A 20018-nucleotide genomic window follows, 5' to 3' on the forward strand; every position below is an offset into this window, starting at 1 on the left:
ACCCGACCTTTGCCCTGGCTGCGAAGAAATGGCTCGGGTGAGCGGGGGACTTTGCCCGGCTAATGGCGGTTTCCGCGTCTTGGCCGACGACACATTACTGGTCAAGATGTCTCTGAGCAGCAGATGAAACGATTCAACAGGGAGTGAATACATGGAACATGCACCTTGCATCAGCCAGATCGCCACGTTACTGGCTGACCCAAAGCGCAGCGCAATGATGTGGGCCTTGATGGACGGCGCGGCGCGGCATACCGAAGAGCTGGCGTTGTTGGCCGGCCTGTCACCCTCTTCGGCCAGCGCGCACTTGGGGCGATTGTCCGCAGGCGGTCTGTTGAAAGTTGATGTTCGCGGGCGAAAGCGTTTTTTCCGCCTGGCTGCCCCCGAAATCGGCGCGGCCATCGAGGCATTGGCCAGCGCCACGCTGGCCAGTACGCCACGGGAAGTCCCGGATGTTTTCAAGCGCCCCAATCCCATCGCCAAACCTCATGCGGCGCCATCTTCACTGCTGCGGGCGAGACTGTGCGACGACCATTTGGGCGGCACCCTGGCCGCCGACCTTTACCAGCGATTGCTGGACGCAGGCTGGATCGAACAGATCGACCAGCGGGTCATGATTACCCATAAAGGCTCGACGCAACTGGCGACACGCGGCGTGTTCATCCAGGCGCTGGCCCATCGCAACAGTCGAGTGGCCTGCGCCTGCCCGGACTGGAGCGAAAGACGCCCGCACATGGGCGGTTCACTGGGGGCGGCGTTGTTGCAGCTGTTCATGCAATCGGGCTGGTTGAGCCTGCCCAACGAATCCCGCGCCTTGCAGATCACTGCTGCGGGGCAGCGTGAAATCCATCGTTTCGCCAAGGAAACCGAACTGGAAATGGCGCTTTAGAGCGTCCTGATGTCGACGTCTGCCGGTCTCGTGTCCAGGCGTCGTTCAGAGCTGTGGACAGGTCGCATCCAGCAATAGCCGCCAGACGCTATCGCGCACACTCGACCCAGGGACTTTCGGATGGGGGGATGTGGCATGGAAACACGAGGCTTCAGCGCGGCAGAACGGTTGGAACGTCTGCCCATCAGCGGTTATCACCGGATCATTTTCATCATCATTGCCCTGGCGTTTTTCTTCGACTCCATGGACCTGGCAATGATGACCTTTCTGCTCGGCTCGATCAAAACCGAGTTCGGCCTGAGTTCGGCGCAGGCCGGGTTGCTGGCCAGTTCGAGTTTCTTCGGCATGGTGTTGGGCGCCTCACTGTCGGGCATGCTGGCCGACCGCTTTGGTCGCAAGCCGGTGTTCCAGTGGAGCATCGTGCTGTGGGGCATCGCCAGTTACCTGTGTTCCACGGCGCAGAACGTTGAAACGCTGACCTTGTTCAGAATCCTCCTGGGCATCGGTATGGGCATGGAGTTTCCGATTGCCCAGTCGATGTTGTCCGAGCTGATCCCGGCCAAACGGCGTGGGCGCTACATCGCGTTGATGGACGGTTTCTGGCCGCTGGGTTTTGTCGCGGCCGGGGTGCTGTCCTATTTTCTGTTGCCGGTGATTGGCTGGCGGGACATCTTCCTCGTTCTGGCGGTGCCGGCGGTGTTTGTGTTGGCGATCCGCTTTTTCATTCCCGAGTCGCCACGCTGGCTGGAACAGGCCGGGCATCATGCGGCGGCCGACACGGTGCTGCGACGGATCGAAGAGCGTGTGCGTGTGTCGCTGGGACGTGGGGACTTACCTGAGCCGGTCCGGCTGCCGCACGTGGCGACCAAGCCAGGCAACTTCTTTTCCGCGTTGCAACAGATCTGGTCGCCGCAGTATCGCCAGCGCACGATGATGATCTGGAGCGTCTGGTTCTTTGCCTTGCTGGGTTTCTACGGCCTCACGTCCTGGCTCAGTGCCTTGCTGCAGCAGTCGGGTTTTGCCGTGACCCAGTCGGTGTATTACACGGTGCTGATTTCCCTCGGCGGGATTCCCGGTTTCCTCATGGCCGCCTGGCTGGTGGAGCGTTGGGGGCGTAAGCCGGTGTGCGTGGTGACCTTGCTCGGCGGCGGGGTGATGGCGTTTCTCTACGGGCAAAGCGCAGTGTTTGGCGGCAATGTCAGCCTGTTGATCGCGTCGGGGCTGTTGATGCAGTTCTTCCTGTTCGGCATGTGGGCGGTGCTCTACACCTACACGCCGGAGTTGTACCCCACGTCTGCACGCGCTACCGGCTCGGGGTTTGCCTCGGCGATTGGCCGGGTGGGCTCGTTGCTCGGTCCGTTGGTGACGGGGTTGGTGTTTCCGGTGACCGGGCAGGGCGGGGTTTTCGCGTTGGGGGCGATGTGTTTTGCGATTGCGGCGGGGGTAGTGTGGGTGTTCGGGATGGAGACGCGAGGGAAGACGCTGGAGGAGTTGACGGAAGCAGTGGTCGTCGACTGATCACTATCCTTGTAGGAGTGAGCCTGCACGCGATGACAGAGTGTCAGTTGACATTGTTAGTGTCTGACACACCGCTATCGCGAGCAGGCTCACTCCTACAAGAGGGTTATGCGGTGTGGCTTATGGTTTTACCAGCCGCGCATCCAGGCTGTTCTGCGCCAGGCGCTTGGCCTGATCCTGGGTCATGCCCAGGTCGGTGTACAGCGCGTGGAAGTTCTCGGTCACGTAGCCGCCGAAGTACGCCGGGTCATCGGAGTTCACCGTTACTTTCACGCCACGCTCGAGCATGTCGAGGATGTTGTGCTGGGACATGTGATCGAACACCTTGAGCTTGGTGTTGGACAACGGGCACACGGTCAGCGGGATCTGCTCGTCGATGATCCGCTGCATCAAGCGCTCGTCTTCGATGGCGCGCACGCCATGGTCGATGCGCTGGATTTTCAGCAGGTCGAGGGCTTCCCAGATGTACTCGGGCGGGCCTTCTTCACCGGCGTGGGCCACGGTCAGGAAGCCTTCGTGACGGGCACGGTCGAACACGCGCTGGAACTTGCTCGGCGGGTGTCCCATCTCGGAACTGTCCAGGCCCACGGCGACAAACGCATCGCGGAACGGCAACGCCTGATCGAGGGTTTTCTGCGCCTCGTCTTCGCTCAGGTGGCGCAGGAAGCTCAGGATCAAACCGCTGGTGATGCCCAGTTGCTGCTCGCCATCCTTGAGCGCAGCGGCGATGCCGTTGAGCACCACTTCGAACGGTACGCCCCGGTCGGTGTGGGTTTGCGGGTCGAAGAACGGTTCGGTGTGAATCACGTTCTGCGCCTTGCAACGCAACAGGTACGCCCAGGTCAGGTCGTAGAAATCCTGCGAGGTGCGCAACACGTCGGCGCCCTGGTAATACAGGTCGAGAAATTCTTGCAGGTTGTTGAAGGCGTACGCTTTGCGCAGGGTGTCGACGTCGCTCCACGGCAGGGCGATCTTGTTGCGTTCGGCCAGGGCGAACAGCAGCTCAGGCTCCAGCGAGCCTTCGAGGTGCAAATGCAGTTCTGCCTTGGGCAGGGCGTTCAGCCAGTCGTACATGGTCTTTTCTCATCAGGTGCAGATGGCGAGCATTCTACAGATGCTCGTAGAAACATTTAGCAAAACCTGACCAGCCGGTTGATCACACCGCTTCCGGTTCCCGTCGATAGGCGTAGGTATCGGCAAAACGCGAGAGCAGGAATTCGGCGCAGGTGGTGGCCGGGTATTTCGCCGGGTGCACGTCATCCTGACAACCGGGCAGGCATTCGATGCGTGTGTCGGGGTGCGGCTCGGCGAAGAACGGCATCGAATAACGGTCCACGCCCAACGGGCTGATCACCCGATGCGGCGTCGACAGGTAACGGTCGTTACTCCAGCGCGCCATCATGTCGCCGAGGTTGACCACGAACGTGCCCTCAATCGGTGGCGCGTCAATCCATTCGCCTTTCACGTTGCGCACTTGCAAGCCACCGGCTGCGTCCTGATACAGCAGGGTGATGCAACCGTAATCGGTGTGAGCGCCGGCGCCTTGTTGTTCGGCGGAACTGGCAGTGTGGCGGGGCGGGTAATGGATCATCCGCAGTACGCTGACCGGCTCGTTGAAACGGCTGTCGAAAAAATCCCGCTCGATGCCCAGGGCCAACGTCATCGCACGCAACAGGGTTTGGGCGAGGGCCTGCATGTCGACGTAGTGTTGCTCCATCAGCGCTTCCCACCCGGGCAGCAACGGATGACGGTTAGGCCCGCGCAAAGGTTTTTCCGCCAGGACTTCGGGGTGATCGGCTGACAGGTGCAGGCCCATGTCGAAGGTTTCCTTCAGGTCGCTGGGCTTGCTCGGGTCGAGTTGTTCGGTGGCGATGGCGCCGTAGCCGCGGTGATGGCGGGTTTGGGTGATGTCGATTTTCAGCTTTTGCGCAGTGGGTTGGGCGAAAAAGCGTTGGGCGTGATCGAGTACGGCGGCGATGCTTTGCGCGCAAATCGGGTGGCCCTTGATGTAGAAGAAGCCCCATTCGCGGCAAGCGAGATCGATTTCGGTAGCGACGGCTGTCCACGCATTTTGGTCATCGCTGTAGAGCGGGGCGATGTCGATGATCGGGAGTTGGTTCATGCGCAATTCTCAAGAACGCTGAAAATTCATTGTAGGCGTGAGCCTGCTCGCGATAGTGGCGTGTCAGTCGACATTGATAGCGTCTGACACTCCGCTATCGCGAGCAGGCTCACTCCTACAGGGTTTTGTGCTGGGTTGAAGGATTACTTCGGAATCTCGGCCTTCATGCCTTCAACGTAGTAGTTCATCGATGCCAGCTGCGCATTGCTCGCCGTCGCACCCGCGGCAATTTTCTCTGCGCCGGCCTGATCCTTGATCGGCCCGGTGAACGGGTGCAGCGCACCGCTCTTGATGTCCGCAATGATCTGCTCGGCTTCAGCTTTCACCGGTGCCGGCACCACGTCACTGATCGGCAACTCAACCGTGCCTTCCTTCAATCCACCCCAGTAATCCTGGGACTTCCAATCGTGGTCGAGCACGCTTTGGGTCGCCTGAATGTAGTGCGGGCCCCAGTCGTTGACGATGGAGGTGAGCACCGCTTTCGGCCCGAAGTGCGCCATGTCCGAAGCGTAGCCGACGGCATACACACCGCGACGTTCTGCCGCCTGGATCGGCGCCGGGCTGTCGGTGTGCTGGAACACCACGTCCACGCCCTGATCGATCAACGCATTGGCGGCATCCGCCTCTTTGCCCGGATCGAACCAGGAGTTGACCCACACCACCTTGATCTCGGTGCCGGGGTTGTACTTGTTCAGGGCCAGTTGGATGGCGTTGATGTCGCGGATCACTTCCGGGATCGGGAAGGAGGCGACATAGCCGATCTTCTTGGTCTTGGTCATCTTCGCCGCGAGGAAGCCGCCGACGTAGCGCCCTTCATAGGTGCGCGCCAGATAGGTGCCGAGGTTCTTGTCCTGCTTGTAGCCGGTGGCGTGCTCGAAGGTCACCTTGGGAAATTGCTTGGCGACTTTCAGGGTCGGGTTCATGTAGCCGAAGGAGGTGGTGAAGATCAGGTCGTAGTTGTCCTTGGCCATGTTGCGGATTACCCGCTCGGCGTCGGCGCCTTCCGCGACGTTCTCCACGTAATTGGTGGTGATCTGCGAACCGAATTTCTCGGCCAGCACCTTGCGCCCCTGTTCATGCTGATACGTCCAGCCGTGGTCACCGATCGGACCGATGTAGACGAAGCCGACTTTCAGCGGGTCGGCGGCACTGGCGGTCAGGCTGGCGCTCAGACCGATGGCGGCGGCGACGGCGCAAAGCAGCTTCTTCAGCGGACGTTTATGCATGAATTCCAACTCCATTTTGTTTTGTGGTTGGAAGGGGTAATGCAAATTGCTGACCAACAGGACAACAAAGTCTTCAGAACCGAGGTAAGGCCTTCGCGAGCAGGCTCGCTCCCACAGCGGACCGTATATCTCTGTGGGAACGAGCCTGCTCGCGAAGGGGACTGCAAGGCCAATAAAAGTGCATGGCCGATCACGGCTGCCATCCACTGGTGCGCTAAGGTGTAACGAAACGTTAGCGCTTCACCGCAGTCAGTAGCTCATCACTCTGCTTTCGCTTCACTGCGCAAAAAGGCCCGCAATGTTCACACACCTCAAGCAAGAAACATTTCTGCTGCTGGCCATGTTCGCCGCCGTTGTCGCGTACCCGCTGGAGCACTGGATGCTCCACAGCGGCCAACCGGTCGCGCTGGCCGCCGGGCTGGTGTTGATTGCGTTCATCGTCGCCGCCTCCATGCGCGTCGCCCATCACGCCGAGCTGTTGGCGGAAAAAGTTGGCGACCCCTATGGCACGATGATCCTGACGCTGGCGGCGGTGCTGGTGGAAGTGGTGATCCTGGCGATCATGATGAGCAACGAAGCCTCGTCCACTCTGGTGCGCGACACGATTTACTCGGCGGTGATGCTCGACATTAACGGCATCCTCGGCCTCGCCGCATTAATGGGCGGGCTCAAGCACGGCGAGCAGTCCTACAACGATGATTCGGCGCGCAGCTACAGCGTGATGATCCTCACGGCCATGGGCGTGTCGATGGTGGTGCCGGAGTTCATTCCCGCGGCCAACTGGAAGATTTATTCGGGCTTCACCATCGGTGCCATGGTCGTGCTGTATGCGTTGTTCCTGCGGATGCAGGTCGGGCCGCACAGTTACTTTTTCAGCTACAGCTACCCTGAAAAACGCCGTCGGAAAGTCCTGGAAGAAGAAGCCGAACCGGTCAATGTGACGCTGAGTATCGGCACGTTGGTGTTTGGCGTGGTGGTGATCGGTGCGCTGGCCGAAGTGATGTCCAAGACCCTCGATCTGGGGCTGGAAGGGACGGGCGCTCCGCCGGTGATTACGGCGATTCTGGTCGCGGCCATTTCGGCGGCACCGGAGATACTGACGGCACTGCGTGCGGCGCTGGCCAATCGGATGCAGTCGGTGGTCAACATTGCGATGGGGGCGTCGCTATCGACGGTGATCCTGACCGTGCCGGTGATGGAAGCCATGGCGCTGTATACCGGCCAGCCATTTCAGATGGCGATGACGCCGGTGCAGACGGTGATGATCTTCCTGACGTTGATCGTCAGTGCGATCAACCTCAACGATGGCGAAACCAACGCCATCGAAGGGATGACCCACTTTGTGCTGTTCGCGACATTCATCATGTTGTCGCTGTTGGGCCTGTAGTTGATCAGGTGGCGAATCAGGTCCCGGCGATCAGTTGGCGAGCGGCCTGGCTGTGATCGGCAATCAATCCTTTGAGGTCCAGCCCTTCAACCTGCCCATCAGTCACTCGCCACTTGCCACCGACCATCACCCGATCCGCCCGATCTGCGCCGCACAGCAGCAGCGCCGACACCGGATCATGGCTGCCGGAGAAACGCAGCTCATCCAGTTTGAACAACGCCAGATCCGCCTGTTTGCCAACCGCCAGCTCACCGATATCGGTACGCCCCAACAGACTCGCCGAACCCTTGGTCGCCCAGCCCAATACCAGTTCCGGCGTGATCTTCTCCGCACCATAACGCAGGCGCTGGATGTACAGCGCCTGGCGGGTTTCGAGCATCATGTTCGACGCATCGTTGGACGCCGAACCGTCCACGCCCAGCCCGAGCAACGCGCCCGCCGCTGTCAGGTCCAGCGTCGGGCAGATGCCGGAAGCGAGGCGCATGTTCGAGCTTGGGCAATGGCAGATACCGGTGCCGGCTGCGCCGAGGCGGGCGATTTCGTCCGGATTGAAGTGGATGCCGTGGGCCAGCCACGTACGCGGGCCGAGCCAGCCGACGCTGTCCAGATAATCCACGGTGCGCAGGCCGAAACGTTGCAGGCAGAAATCTTCTTCGTCGAGGGTTTCGGCCAGGTGCGTGTGCAGGCGCACGTCGAGTTTGTTTGCCAGTTCAGCACTGGCGGACATGATTTCCGGAGTCACCGAGAACGGCGAACATGGCGCCAGGGCGATCTGGATTTGCGCGCCGTCGCCGCGTTCGTGGTACTCGGCGATCAAGCGTTGACTGTCGTCGAGGATCACTTGGCCTTCCTGCACGGTCTGCTGCGGTGGAAGGCCGCCGTCCTTCTCGCCGAGGCTCATGGAACCGCGGGTGAGCATGGCGCGCATGCCCAGTTCGCGGACGCTTTCGACTTGCACGTCGATCGCGTTTTCCAGGCCTTCGGGAAACAGGTAATGGTGATCGGCCGCAGTGGTGCAGCCAGACAGCAGCAACTCGGCCAGCGCGACTTTAGTGGCGAGGGCGAGTTTTTCCGGGGTGAGGCGAGCCCAGACCGGGTACAGGGTTTTCAGCCACGGGAACAACGGCTGATTGACCACCGGCGCCCAGGCGCGGGTCAGGGTTTGGTAGAAATGGTGATGGGTGTTGATCAGCCCCGGCAGGATCACATGCTCGCGGGCATCGAAAACGTGTCCACAGGGCGCGGACGGTTGCTGGCCGACGGCGAGCACTTCAACGATCACACCGTCTTGCACAACCAGGCCGCCACGGGCATCGAGGCCATTGGCAGTGAAGATAGCGAGGGGATTTTTTAACCAGGTACGGGATGCGGGCATGTTGGCCGGCTCCTCTGAAAGTGGGGTTCAGGGTTGCCAGCTCAGTGATTACCCTGTCTGCTGATCCAGGATCGCCGCGGGGGCGAGGTGCGGAGTTTCGGACAAAACGCAGCGCCCGGCAAGCCCGACCCGACCAGACAACAAAAATCCCTTGTCTGGAATGATCCCCCTGTGGGAGCGAGCTCACTCCCACAGGGAATTGTGTGGTGATTACCAGGGAATGGTTTCACCTCGGTAATTCACGAAGTGATGCCCACCCTTGCCGGTGTAGGCATTTACCTGATCAACCAGCCCACGGGTGCTGGTGTCCACATCAATGTCCGCACCTTCACCGCCCATGTCGGTTTTCACCCAGCCCGGATGCAGTGACAGCACCGTCAGTTTGTGCTCACCCAGTTGCGTCACAAAGCTGTTGGTCATCGAGTTCAGTGCCGCCTTGCTCGCCTTGTACAGCGCCAGTTCCGGTGCGTCCGGCATGGTCACGCTGCCGAGCACCGAACTCATGAACGCCAGCACGCCGCTGTCCGGGCGAATCTGCCCGACGAATTGTCGGGCCAGGTTGATCGGGGCCACGGCGTTGGTGAAAAACAGCTGGCCAACCTCGGCCAGCGTCGCGCCGCCCGGTGTTTGAACGTCCGGGCCCTTGACCCCGGCATTCACGAACAGCAGGTCAAACACGTCGCCCTTGAGCTGTTGGCTGAGGGCGATCACCGCTGACTGATCGTCCATGTCGAGTTTCTCGATTCGCACGTTGCCCACGGCCCGCAGGGCGTCGGCGTTTTGCGGGTTACGCACGGTGGCGGTGACGTGCCAGCCGTCGGCCAGCAGGGTTTTCACCAGGCCGAGGCCCAAGCCTCGTGAGGCTCCGATGATGAGCGCGGTTTTTGCCTTGGACATGAGTGGCTTCCTTGAAAAAAGAGGTTCACGGATTCAGTGGACAGCGTTGCCCGAGCCGTTGTTGCAACTCGTGACGCAACGCGCCGAGTTCATCCATCCGGGTTTCGATCAGTTTGAGTTTGTCTCGCAGCAATTGCGTGACGGCGCTGTCTGGATCAGGCGACTGCCGGATTGCCGCGACGCTGTTGCCGATTTCGCCGAGGGTAAAACCCAGTCTTTGAGCGGTCTTGATGTACTGCACCAGTTGCACCATGTCTGCCGGGTAGTCGCGATAACCATTGGCGCTGCGTTGCGCCGCGATCAATCCGCGTTGCTCGTAAAACCGTAGCGTGTCACGGCTGACGGCGCTGGCCTGGGCTAATTCACCGATGCGCATGTTGACGTCTCGAGAGGGCTTGACCTTGGAGCATACTCCAGGCTTTAGCCTTGTTGCTCCTCGAATATATTTGGAGCAGGGCCGATGTGGACTTCAGCGCAATATCGCCGGGTGGTGCGGGGCAGTGCCTGGTATGACTTGATCGTGACAGCGGCGTTTGTCACGCCGTGGAGTTTTGCGGGTTTGCTTGGGGCACTGACGGGGTTGAGTCAGGCGTTGGATTTGCCTGGAACACTACCGGCGTTTGAGCCGATGCACATGCTGATGGCAAATCTGTTGGGGTCGATTGTGTGCGTTTGGGCGGTGCTGCGGATTCGGGATCCGCAGCAGGTGTTTGGGCGGTATGACGCGGTTGGAAGATTCCTGTTTTCGGCTTGGCAACTGTATGCCTTGCTGCATGGGGCCAGTTCGCTGTTAGTGGTTTTCCTGGTCTTTGAATTGGCTTGGGGCGTGGTTCAGGTGTTGCCAGTTCGGCAGCCATCGCTGGCAAGCCATGCTCCTACGGGCGCAGCGCCAAACCTGTAGGCGCCGAGCTTGCTCGCGAAGGGGGCGGTCGATTCAATCCTAATGCCCACCCTGCCACGGCTGCCCCAACGACACCGGCGCATACAACCTTGTCCGCACGGCATCCCGCGACAACAACACCAACACCACAATCGTCGCGACATACGGCAACATCGCCAGCAGGCTCGACGGAATCGCCAGCCCCAACCCCTGCGCCACCAGATGCAGGATGCTAGCGAGCCCGAACAGGTACGCCCCCAGCAGCAAGCGCCACACCCGCCAACTGGCAAACACCACAAGCGCCAGCGCAATCCAGCCGCGCCCGGCGCTCATGTTCTCCGCCCACATCGGCGTGTACGCCAGGGACAGATACGCCCCGGCCAACCCGGCCATCGCACCGCCAAACAACACCGCCAGCGTGCGCACACCCAACACCGGCAAGCCCATCGCGCTGGCCGCGTCCGGGTTTTCTCCAACGGCTTGAATGATCAGTCCGACGCGGCTTTTCAGAATCACCCACGCCACCAACGCAAACAACGCGAATGACAGGTACACCAACAGATCCTGGGCAAACATCATCCGCCCGATCAGCGGGATCTCGCTCAAGTACGGGATCGCCACCGGCTCAAATCCGGCCAGCGGTTTGCCGACCCACGCCGCCCCGACAAACGTCGACAGGCCTACGCCGAAGATGGTCAGCGCCAACCCGGTGGCCACTTGATTGGCGTTGAACACCAGTGCCACCAAGGCAAACAGCGACGACAGCAGCATCCCGGCGAGCATCGCCAACAGCACGCCGAGCCAGAGATTGCCGCTGTTCAGCGCGACGATAAAACCGATCACCGCGCCAAACAGCATCATCCCTTCCTGGCCGAGGTTGAGCACGCCGCTCTTCTCGCAGATCAATTCACCCAACGCCACCAACAGCAACGGCGTGCCGCAACGGACCATCGCATAGAAAATATTGCTCAGCAGATCGATATCCATCACAGCGCTCCTGCAGGTACGGTGGCTGGTGCGCGACGGGCCCAGCGCACGTTCAAGCGTGGTCGGTAGAGAATCAGCACATCGCTGGCCAGCAGGAAAAACAGCATCATTCCCTGGAACAATTGAGTGATGGCTTGCGGCAGGTTCATGCTCATCTGCGCGCTCTCGCCGCCGATGTACAGCAGCGCCATCAGCAGGCTGGAAAACAGAATGCCGACGGGATTGAGTCGCCCGAGAAACGCCACCGTGATCGCCGCGTAGCCATAGCCCGGCGAGACCTGCGGCACCAATTGGCCGATCGGCCCGGTCACCTCGCACACGCCGGCCAACCCCGCCAAACCACCGCTGATCAACAGCGCCAGCCAGATCAGACGCTTCTCGCGAAACCCGACGAAACCCGCCGCTCGCTTGTCCAGCCCCAGCACTTTGATCTGGAAACCGACAAAGCTTTTTTGCAGCAACACCCACACGGCGACCAACGCCAGCAAGGCGAAATACACCCCGGCGTGAACCCGGCCATCCTCCATTAATAACGGCAAACGGCTGAAGTCACTGAACATCGCCGACTCCGGAAAATTGAACCCGGCCGGGTCCTTCAGCGGCCCATGTACACAAAACAGCAGCAGGTTCAGGGCGATGTAATTGAGCATGATGCTGGTGAGGATTTCGTTGGCGTTGAAGCGCGTACGCAACCACGCAGTCAGCCCGGCCCACACCGCGCCGGCCAAGGTACCAACCAACAGAATCAACACCAGCGCCCAGCGACTTTGCAGATCGATGATGTTCACCGCCAAGGCACTGCCGGCCAACGCGCCGAGCAGCAATTGACCTTCTGCGCCGATGTTCCAGATTCGTGCCTGATAGGCCACGGCCAGCCCCAATGCACAGAGCAAAATCGGCAACGCTTTGACTAGCAGTTCCGAGACGCCATACCAGTCGCTGATCGGCGCGATCAACAAGATGTGCAAGGTCAGCAACGGATCGTGTCCCAGCGCGATAAACAGTAATGAGCCACAGCCCAGCGTCAGGGCCGCCGCGAGCAACGGCGAGCACCAGAGCATCAGGCGTGATTGCTGGCCACGGGGTTCGAGAGAAAGCAGCATGGAAAACTCCGTTAAGCCGATGCGGGTGCAGGTGAGTGAGGGGCGTCGAACTGGCCGGCCATCCAGCCGCCGACGTCAATCAAGCGTGTGTCGACGGTCGCTTTCAGTGGCGACAGGCGACCGCCGCACAACGCGCCGAGGCGGTCGCTGATCTGGAACAATTCGTCGAGGTCTTCGGAGATCACCAGAATCGCCGCGCCGGCATCGCGCAAGGCAATCAGCGCACGGTGAATGGTTGCGGCGGCGCCGACGTCCACGCCCCAGGTCGGGTGTGCGGCGATCAGCAATCGGGGTTGCTGGAGGATTTCCCGGCCGAGGATGAATTTCTGCAAATTGCCGCCAGACAGGCTGCGGGCCGGTGTCTGGGCATCGGGTGTCTTGACCCCGAAGCGACGGATGATCTCGTCGGCCAACGCTTCGACCTTGCGACGCTGGATCAAGCCGTTGCTGACCAGTCCTTGTTGAAATGCCGTGAGCAGCGCGTTGTCGGCGAGGCTCAATTCCGGCACGGCGCCGTGACCCAGTCGTTCAGCGGGGACGAAGGCCAGGCCGAGTTCGCGTCGTGCATCGGGCCGTAGGTGGGCGACCGCTTGCCCGGCGAAACGGATCGTTGCGCCGTTGTTTCGGGTCAGCCGTTCTTCGCCGCTGAGTAACGCCAGCAATTCATCCTGACCATTACCCGCGACACCGGCGATGCCGACGATTTCACCCCTTTGCACTTCAAGATCAGCGTCCTTCAGCGAACAGCCGAACGGATCGGGATTGAGCCATGACAACCGACTGACGCTGAGAAACACCCCGCCACCTACCACCTTCGGATAGTCCGTAATTGTCTCGGCGACTTCGCCGACCATCAGCCGCGCCAGTTGCCGGTCCGAGCACTCGGCGGGTACGCAATGCCCGGCCACTCGACCGCCGCGCAACACGGTGGCGCTGTGGCACAGCGCCCGGACTTCACCGAGCTTGTGGCTGATAAACAGAATGCTGCAGCCCTCGGCCGCGAGTCGGCGCAAGGTGATGAACAGTTCTTCGGCTTCTTGCGGGGTCAGGACCGAGGTCGGTTCATCGAGGATCAACAGGCGGATGTCTTGCATCAGGCACCGAATGATTTCCACCCGTTGCCGCTCGCCAATCGACAGGCTGTGGACAAGTCGCTCGGGCTCCAGCGCCATGCCATAACGGCGGGACACTTCACGAATCTTCGGTTCCAATTGTTTCGGTGTACCGGCCGCCGCGCCCATCGCCAGGGCAATGTTCTGCGCCACGCTCAATGTCTCAAACAGCGAGAAATGCTGGAACACCATGCCGATCCCAAGACCACGCGCCTGGGAAGGATTGCGTATGTTCACGCGTTGTCCTTGCCAGATCATTTCCCCGGAATCGGCCTGGGTGACGCCGTAGATGATCTTCATCAACGTGCTTTTGCCAGCACCGTTTTCCCCAAGCAAGGCATGGATTTCGCCAGGCGCAATGGTCAGGTCGATGGCGTCGTTGGCCAGGCATCCGGGGTAGCGTTTGCTGATGTGGCGCAATTGCAGGCGGGGTGTTTGATCGGGGATCGGCACGGGGTAGGACATGACTGACTCGGGTCGATGGGCGTGATGCTTGTGGATAAAGCAATTTCCTGGCCATTGAGTCAGGAAAGCTGAAAATCCGTGCAAGCACAGGCCTCAAGGTCAGTGCGTTACGATCTATCGACGCCGGGACAGGCACCACTTGAGGGCGAAGCCGTTGATCAGGCTCCAGTTTTGCTCGCAGGGGGTTGGTTAAAAAATGAACAGTAGCCCGCAAGCCATGCCGGACATGGGGTCGGGACGACCATGAACGGGTTATCCACAGATTGCTCCACAGTATTTGTGCGCAAGCTCCAACGTCGGGCATAAGTACCGTGCGGCTATCTTCTAAAGGTGATAACCCGCGCTAACTGTTTGTTTTTACTTGAATTTAACGTTGGTGGTGGGAAATTGGACGAAAAATGAACAAAGCCCGCAAACCCGCATGACAGAAGGGTTACAGACACATGTGCTCAGGTTATCCACAGCCGGGTGCACAGTAGATGTGGGCAAAATCCCGACGTCGACGGAATAAGGGTGAACGTTGTTGGTGCGCTCAGTGCTGCAGCACAATGCGTCCGCGACTCAAGTCCGCCAGTTGTGTTTGCAGGGCAGGAATCTGTGCTTTTCCCATCGCCAATTGCAGTTCGACGCCGTTAGCGGTGAACGTTTCTTCCACGATCAGCCCGCCCAGTTCCGTCACGCGAAGTTTCACCAGCGCCAGTTCACTGAAGGCACAGGCGCAACTGACGGGGACTCGACTGATCAGCTCAACCTTGGACGCCGATTGCAGGCATTTGTTGGCACCGCCGCCATACGCCCGGGCGAGGCCGCCGGTGCCCAATTGAATGCCGCCGTACCAACGAATCACCAACACCGCGACCTGGTCGCAGTCCTGTGCTTCGATCGCCGCCAGAATCGGTCGGCCTGCGGTGCCGCCGGGTTCGCCATCGTCGTTGCTGCGGTACTGGTCGCCGAGTTTCCATGCCCAGCAATTGTGCGAAGCATTAAGGTCGCTGTGCTGTTCGAGGAACGCCTGGGCGTCAGCCGGACTTGAGATCGGCGCAGCGAAGGTGATGAAGCGGCTTTTGCGAATATCTTCGCGGTATTCGCAAAAGCCGCTGAGGGTAAAAGGCATAGGTATCTTAAATAGAAGGAGTCAGGCCGCAGCCTTTGAGAATGATGCGGATCAGGTTGTTGCCGGCTTCTTCCATGTCTTGCTTGGTCAGCTTGGTACGCCCAGTGACTCGGCAGATCTGGGTCGCGAAGTCGGCGTAATGCTGGGTGCTGCCCCACAACAGGAAGATCAGGTTGACCGGATCGACCGGGTCCATTTTGCCGGCGTCGATCCACGCCTGGAACACCGCAGCCCGGCCCTGGAACCAGGCGCGGTAGTCTTGGTTGAAATACTCGGTCAGGCATTCGCCGCCGCTGATCACTTCCATGGCGAAGACGCGTGACGCTTGTGGCTGGCGCCGGGAAAATTCCATCTTCGCGCGGATGTAGCGGGTCAATGCCTCGGCCGGATCATCCTCCGCAGTCAATGTGTTGAAGGTGCTGTCCCACAATTCGATGATGTTGCTCAGCACCGCCACGTACAAACCGAGTTTGTTGGTGAAGTAGTAATGCAGGTTTGCCTTGGGCAACCCGGCATTCTGAGCAATGGTGTTCATGCTGGTGCCTTTGAACCCGTGACGGGCGAACTCGTCTTCGGCGGCTTTGATGATGGTCTCTTCGTTCTTCTGACGAATGCGGCTGGCGGGTTTACCGCCGTGAGCTGGGACTTCAAAGGACATAGGCACTTCCAGACAGGTAGGTGGGTGCAACCAGTGCGTTGATAGCGCACCCACGGGCTTCAGACAAGTCCCGGGTCACAGGATTCTTCGGTTGTTCAGCGCGTCGCAGCGAGGCTTTCCAGGAAACTCTCCAGTACCAGATGCGGGCGACGGCCCTTGCGCGTGACGGATGCAAGGCTCAGGTCATAGAAGCGGGCGGTGGGTTTCAGTGCACGCAAGCGACCTTGTTGCACCCAGAGGCTGGCGTAATGATCCGGCAGGTAGCCGATGTAACGGCCGGTCAGGATCAGGAACGCCATGCCTTCACGGTCCGAAGCGCTGGCGGTGCAGTTGAGTGCCTGGTAATGGGCCTGGATCTCCGCTGGCAGTCGGAAGGTCGGCGCGATCGCGTCCTGGCTGTTGAGACGGTTATCGTCGAGTTGTTTGTCGTCGACGTAAAAAAGCGGATGGCCGACTGCGCAATACAGCAGCGAGCGCTCGCTATAGAGCGGCTGATATTCCAGCCCCGACAGCGCACTGGCCTGCGGCACGACGCCGACGTGCAAGCGGCCATCGAGCACACCTTGCTCCACTTCATTGGGCGCGATCATGCGGATCTGAATCTGTACGTCGGGGCCGCGCTCCTTCAATTGTGCCAAGGCATGGGTGATGCGCATGTGGGGGAGGGTGACCAGGTTGTCGGTCAGGCCAATGGTCAATTCGCCACGCAAGTGCTGGTGCAGGCCATTGACCTCGGTGCGGAAACTTTCCAGCGCACTTAATAGCTGCAAGGCCGATTGGTACACCTCGCGACCTTCTTCGGTCAGGGAAAACCCGGCGCGACCGCGTTGGCACAAACGCAAGCCAAGGCGTTGTTCCAGATCGCTCATTTGCTGGCTGATGGCCGAGCGACCGATCCCCAGCACGCTTTCCGCCGCCGAGAAGCCGCCGCACTCGACCACGCTGCGAAAGATCCGCAACAAGCGGATATCAAAGTCGCTGACTTGCGCCAGTGGATCGGGACGACGCGTGCTCATAGTTTAGTGAAGGCCTGACTGAACGTTAGAAAAGTTGGATTTCACAGACTTTATCTCCGTGGCAATTTAGCTGCAAGAACGCTTTTGATCTCTGTGCCGCTTATTGCCTGCGAGGTTTTGCCCATGAACTTGCCTGAAAACGCCCCGTCTTCCCTAGCCAGCCAGCTCAAGCTTGATGCTCACTGGATGCCCTATACCGCGAACCGTAACTTCCAGCGCGACCCGCGTCTGATCGTGGCGGCTGAAGGCAGTTGGCTGATCGATGACAAGGGCCGCAAGGTTTACGATTCGCTGTCCGGTCTGTGGACCTGCGGCGCCGGGCATACCCGCAAGGAAATTCAGGAAGCGGTCGCCAAGCAATTAGGCACCCTCGATTACTCGCCAGGTTTCCAGTACGGCCATCCGCTGTCGTTCCAGCTGGCTGAGAAAATCACCGACTTGACCCCGGGCAATCTGAATCACGTGTTCTTCACTGACTCGGGTTCCGAGTGCGCTGACACGGCGGTGAAGATGGTTCGTGCTTACTGGCGTCTGAAAGGCCAGGCGACCAAGACTAAAATGATCGGCCGTGCCCGTGGTTATCACGGCGTGAACATCGCCGGCACCAGCCTCGGCGGTGTGAACGGCAACCGCAAAATGTTCGGTCAGGCGATGATGGACGTTGATCACCTGCCTCACACCTTGCTGGCGAGCAATGCTTATTCCCGTGGCATGCCGAAAGAGGGCGGTATCGCCCTGGCGGATGAACTGCTCAAGCTGATCGAGTTGCATGACGCTTCGAACATCGCTGCGGTGTTCGTCGAGCCAATGGCCGGTTCCGCTGGGGTACTGGTTCCACCACAGGGTTACCTGAAGCGTCTGCGCGAGATCTGCGACCAGCACAACATCCTGTTGGTGTTCGACGAAGTGATCACCGGTTTCGGTCGTACCGGTTCGATGTTCGGCGCCGACAGCTTTGGCGTGACCCCGGACCTGATGTGCATCGCCAAGCAAGTCACCAACGGCGCGATCCCGATGGGCGCGGTGATTGCCAGCTCCGAGATCTATCAGACCTTCATGAACCAGGCGACGCCTGAGTACGCGGTTGAATTCCCGCACGGCTACACCTACTCGGCGCACCCGGTAGCGTGTGCCGCTGGGCTGGCTGCACTCGACCTGCTGCAAAAGGAAAACCTGGTGCAGAGCGTGGCCGACGTGGCACCGCATTTCGAAAATGCGCTGCACGGTCTGAAAGGTTCGAAGAACATCATCGACATTCGTAACTTCGGTCTGGCCGGTGCGATTCAGATCGCGCCGCGTGATGGTGACGCGATCGTGCGTCCATTCGAAGCGGGTATGGCGCTGTGGAAAGCCGGGTTCTATGTGCGCTTCGGCGGCGACACCCTGCAGTTCGGCCCAACCTTCAACAGCAAGCCGCAAGACCTTGATCGTCTGTTCGACGCGGTCGGCGAAGTGCTGAACAAGATCGACTGATTTTCTCTTCTATATAGAGGCGTCCTTCAACGGGGTGCCTGTGGACAACTTTTCAGGAGCGTTACATGAGCCTTATCCCGCATTTGATCAATGGCGAACTGGTGACCGAAGACGGTCGCACGGCCGACGTGTTCAACCCGTCTACCGGCCAGGCGATCCACAAGCTGCCATTGGCCAGCCGCGAAACCATTCAAAAAGCCATCGACTCGGCCAAGGCTGCATTCCCGGCCTGGCGCAACACGCCGGCAGCCAAACGTGCCCAGGTAATGTTTCGCTTCAAGCAACTGCTGGAACAGAACGAATCACGCATTGCTCAGTTGATCAGCGAAGAGCACGGCAAGACCCTGGAAGATGCGGCCGGCGAATTGAAGCGCGGTATCGAGAACGTCGAGTTCGCGTGCGCTGCGCCGGAAATCCTCAAGGGTGAATACAGCCGTAACGTCGGGCCGAACATTGATGCCTGGTCGGACTTCCAGCCGTTGGGCGTGGTGGCCGGTATTACCCCGTTCAACTTCCCGGCGATGGTGCCGCTGTGGATGTATCCGCTGGCAATCGTCTGCGGCAACTGCTTTATCCTCAAACCGTCCGAGCGCGATCCGAGTTCCACGTTGCTGATTGCTCAACTGTTGCTGGAAGCCGGTCTGCCTAAAGGCGTGCTGAACGTTGTGCACGGTGACAAGGCTGCGGTGGATGCGCTGATCGAAGCACCGGAAGTCAAAGCACTGAGCTTCGTCGGTTCGACGGCGATTGCCGAATACATCTACGCCGAAGGCACCAAGCGCGGCAAACGCGTCCAGGCACTGGGCGGCGCGAAGAATCATGCGGTGCTGATGCCGGATGCGGATCTGGATAACGCCGTCAGCGCACTGATGGGCGCGGCGTACGGTTCTTGCGGCGAGCGTTGCATGGCGATCTCGGTGGCTGTGTGCGTCGGTGACCAAGTGGCGGATGCACTGGTGGAAAAACTGGTGCCGCAGATCAAGGCGCTGAAAATCGGTGCGGGTACTACCTGTGGTCTGGACATGGGGCCGCTGGTCACCGGTCAGGCGCGCGACAAGGTCAGTGGTTATGTCGAAGACGGCGTTTATTCGGGCGCGACCCTGGTGGTCGACGGTCGTGGCTTGAGCGTGGCCGGTCATGAGGAAGGTTTCTTCCTGGGTGGCTGCCTGTTCGATAACGTCACGCCAGAGATGCGCATCTATAAAGAAGAAATCTTCGGGCCAGTGCTGTGTGTTGTTCGAGTCAACAGCCTTGAAGAGGCGATGCAGCTGATCAACGATCACGAGTATGGCAACGGCACCTGCATCTTTACCCGTGACGGTGAAGCGGCGCGGTTGTTCTGCGATGAGATCGAAGTGGGCATGGTCGGCGTTAACGTACCGTTGCCGGTGCCGGTGGCTTACCACAGCTTTGGTGGCTGGAAGCGTTCGCTGTTCGGCGACTTGCATGCGTATGGTCCGGACGGTGTGCGTTTCTACACCCGTCGCAAAGCCATCACCCAGCGCTGGCCGCAACGTGCGAGCCATGAGGCGTCGCAATTTGCGTTCCCTAGCTTGTAAGTAGAAGGGAAGAAGGCCGGCCCCTTGGGGCCGGCCTTTGTGTTTTCGGGCTTTTTTGCCTTATATGACAGAATTGTGAAATTAAAGATTGACGGCAGATTCTGGATGTCTATAATTCGCCCCACTTCCGGCGCAGTCGAAACGAAAAACTCCTTGGTAAACAAAGAGTTACGCAGTTTTCGGCAGCAAGCGGCTTCAGGTCATCGAAGTCCGAAAGGAGTTGAAAAAGAGGTGTTGACA

At 59.9% G+C, this 20018-nt stretch carries 18 protein-coding genes; 6 read left to right on the top strand and 12 right to left on the bottom strand.

Annotated elements, in window-relative coordinates; genetic code table 11:
• Positions 1 to 151 precede the first annotated feature (151 nt).
• Both J2X66_RS19175 and J2X66_RS19180 read left to right on the top strand, forming a co-directional pair.
• A complete protein-coding gene (locus J2X66_RS19175; protein ID WP_310267138.1) occupies positions 152 to 886 on the top strand; it encodes a helix-turn-helix transcriptional regulator in 735 nt (244 codons plus the stop codon).
• A gap of 135 nt (positions 887 to 1021) precedes the next feature.
• On the top strand, positions 1022 to 2404 hold the full coding sequence (locus J2X66_RS19180) for an MFS transporter (protein ID WP_310267140.1): 1383 nt from the start codon (positions 1022 to 1024) through the stop codon (positions 2402 to 2404).
• A gap of 120 nt (positions 2405 to 2524) precedes the next feature.
• On the opposite strand, the gene J2X66_RS19185 is transcribed toward J2X66_RS19180, so the two are convergent.
• From J2X66_RS19185 to J2X66_RS19195, 3 genes are all read right to left on the bottom strand, one after another.
• Positions 2525 to 3478: an adenosine deaminase gene (locus J2X66_RS19185; protein ID WP_310267142.1), complete on the bottom strand. Its 954-nt coding sequence runs from the start codon at positions 3476 to 3478 to the stop codon at positions 2525 to 2527.
• A gap of 82 nt (positions 3479 to 3560) precedes the next feature.
• Positions 3561 to 4526: a 2-oxoglutarate and iron-dependent oxygenase domain-containing protein gene (locus J2X66_RS19190; protein ID WP_310267144.1), complete on the bottom strand. Its 966-nt coding sequence runs from the start codon at positions 4524 to 4526 to the stop codon at positions 3561 to 3563.
• A 143-nt stretch (positions 4527 to 4669) separates the two neighbouring features.
• On the bottom strand, positions 4670 to 5752 hold the full coding sequence (locus J2X66_RS19195) for a BMP family ABC transporter substrate-binding protein (RefSeq protein ID WP_310267146.1): 1083 nt from the start codon (positions 5750 to 5752) through the stop codon (positions 4670 to 4672).
• Positions 5753 to 6050: 298 nt separating this feature from the next.
• Between J2X66_RS19195 and J2X66_RS19200 the strand changes: the two genes are divergently transcribed.
• Positions 6051 to 7139 (top strand): calcium:proton antiporter, encoded by a 1089-nt coding sequence (locus J2X66_RS19200; protein ID WP_310267148.1) that lies wholly within the window; start codon positions 6051 to 6053, stop codon positions 7137 to 7139.
• 16 nt (positions 7140 to 7155) lie between these two features.
• Here the strand turns inward: J2X66_RS19200 and J2X66_RS19205 are convergent, their stop codons facing one another.
• The 3 genes from J2X66_RS19205 to J2X66_RS19215 form a co-directional block, all read right to left on the bottom strand.
• Positions 7156 to 8514 (bottom strand): 8-oxoguanine deaminase, encoded by a 1359-nt coding sequence (locus J2X66_RS19205; RefSeq protein ID WP_310267150.1) that lies wholly within the window; start codon positions 8512 to 8514, stop codon positions 7156 to 7158.
• A 210-nt stretch (positions 8515 to 8724) separates the two neighbouring features.
• On the bottom strand, positions 8725 to 9411 hold the full coding sequence (locus tag J2X66_RS19210) for an SDR family oxidoreductase (protein ID WP_310267152.1): 687 nt from the start codon (positions 9409 to 9411) through the stop codon (positions 8725 to 8727).
• A 25-nt stretch (positions 9412 to 9436) separates the two neighbouring features.
• On the bottom strand, positions 9437 to 9787 hold the full coding sequence (locus J2X66_RS19215) for a MerR family transcriptional regulator (protein ID WP_059181680.1): 351 nt from the start codon (positions 9785 to 9787) through the stop codon (positions 9437 to 9439).
• An 84-nt stretch (positions 9788 to 9871) separates the two neighbouring features.
• On the opposite strand from J2X66_RS19215, the gene J2X66_RS19220 reads away from it, so the two are divergent.
• Positions 9872 to 10312, top strand: coding sequence for a hypothetical protein (locus J2X66_RS19220; protein ID WP_310267154.1), 441 nt, complete (start codon positions 9872 to 9874; stop codon positions 10310 to 10312).
• Between the two features lie 39 nt (positions 10313 to 10351).
• Here the strand turns inward: J2X66_RS19220 and J2X66_RS19225 are convergent, their stop codons facing one another.
• The 6 genes from J2X66_RS19225 to J2X66_RS19250 all read right to left on the bottom strand — a co-directional run bounded on the left by J2X66_RS19225 (position 10352) and on the right by J2X66_RS19250 (position 16746).
• On the bottom strand, positions 10352 to 11278 hold the full coding sequence (locus tag J2X66_RS19225; protein WP_310267155.1) for an ABC transporter permease: 927 nt from the start codon (positions 11276 to 11278) through the stop codon (positions 10352 to 10354).
• The gene (locus J2X66_RS19230; protein ID WP_310267157.1) at positions 11278 to 12381 is read right to left on the bottom strand and encodes an ABC transporter permease; all 1104 of its coding nucleotides are present in this window, start codon (positions 12379 to 12381) and stop codon (positions 11278 to 11280) included. Before J2X66_RS19230 ends, J2X66_RS19225 begins: the two co-directional genes overlap by 1 nt.
• A gap of 11 nt (positions 12382 to 12392) precedes the next feature.
• The gene (locus J2X66_RS19235) at positions 12393 to 13958 is read right to left on the bottom strand and encodes an ABC transporter ATP-binding protein (RefSeq protein WP_310267159.1); all 1566 of its coding nucleotides are present in this window, start codon (positions 13956 to 13958) and stop codon (positions 12393 to 12395) included.
• Between the two features lie 532 nt (positions 13959 to 14490).
• On the bottom strand, positions 14491 to 15072 hold the full coding sequence (locus J2X66_RS19240; protein WP_310267161.1) for a YigZ family protein: 582 nt from the start codon (positions 15070 to 15072) through the stop codon (positions 14491 to 14493).
• Positions 15073 to 15079: 7 nt separating this feature from the next.
• Positions 15080 to 15730: a TetR/AcrR family transcriptional regulator gene (locus J2X66_RS19245; protein WP_310267163.1), complete on the bottom strand. Its 651-nt coding sequence runs from the start codon at positions 15728 to 15730 to the stop codon at positions 15080 to 15082.
• A 95-nt stretch (positions 15731 to 15825) separates the two neighbouring features.
• The gene (locus J2X66_RS19250; protein WP_310267166.1) at positions 15826 to 16746 is read right to left on the bottom strand and encodes a LysR family transcriptional regulator; all 921 of its coding nucleotides are present in this window, start codon (positions 16744 to 16746) and stop codon (positions 15826 to 15828) included.
• Positions 16747 to 16869: 123 nt separating this feature from the next.
• Here J2X66_RS19250 and J2X66_RS19255 point away from each other — a divergent pair, with 123 nt between their 5' ends.
• Both J2X66_RS19255 and J2X66_RS19260 read left to right on the top strand, forming a co-directional pair.
• Positions 16870 to 18219 carry an aspartate aminotransferase family protein gene (locus J2X66_RS19255; protein WP_310267168.1) on the top strand — a complete coding sequence of 450 codons (1350 nt, stop codon included), beginning with the start codon at positions 16870 to 16872 and terminating at the stop codon, positions 18217 to 18219.
• Between the two features lie 65 nt (positions 18220 to 18284).
• Positions 18285 to 19778, top strand: coding sequence for a CoA-acylating methylmalonate-semialdehyde dehydrogenase (locus tag J2X66_RS19260; protein WP_310267170.1), 1494 nt, complete (start codon positions 18285 to 18287; stop codon positions 19776 to 19778).
• The last annotated feature ends 240 nt before the right edge of the window (positions 19779 to 20018 follow it).

The sequence above is a fragment of the Pseudomonas sp. 3296 genome (assembly GCF_031456615.1).
GTDB lineage: Bacteria > Pseudomonadota > Gammaproteobacteria > Pseudomonadales > Pseudomonadaceae > Aquipseudomonas > Aquipseudomonas mucoides.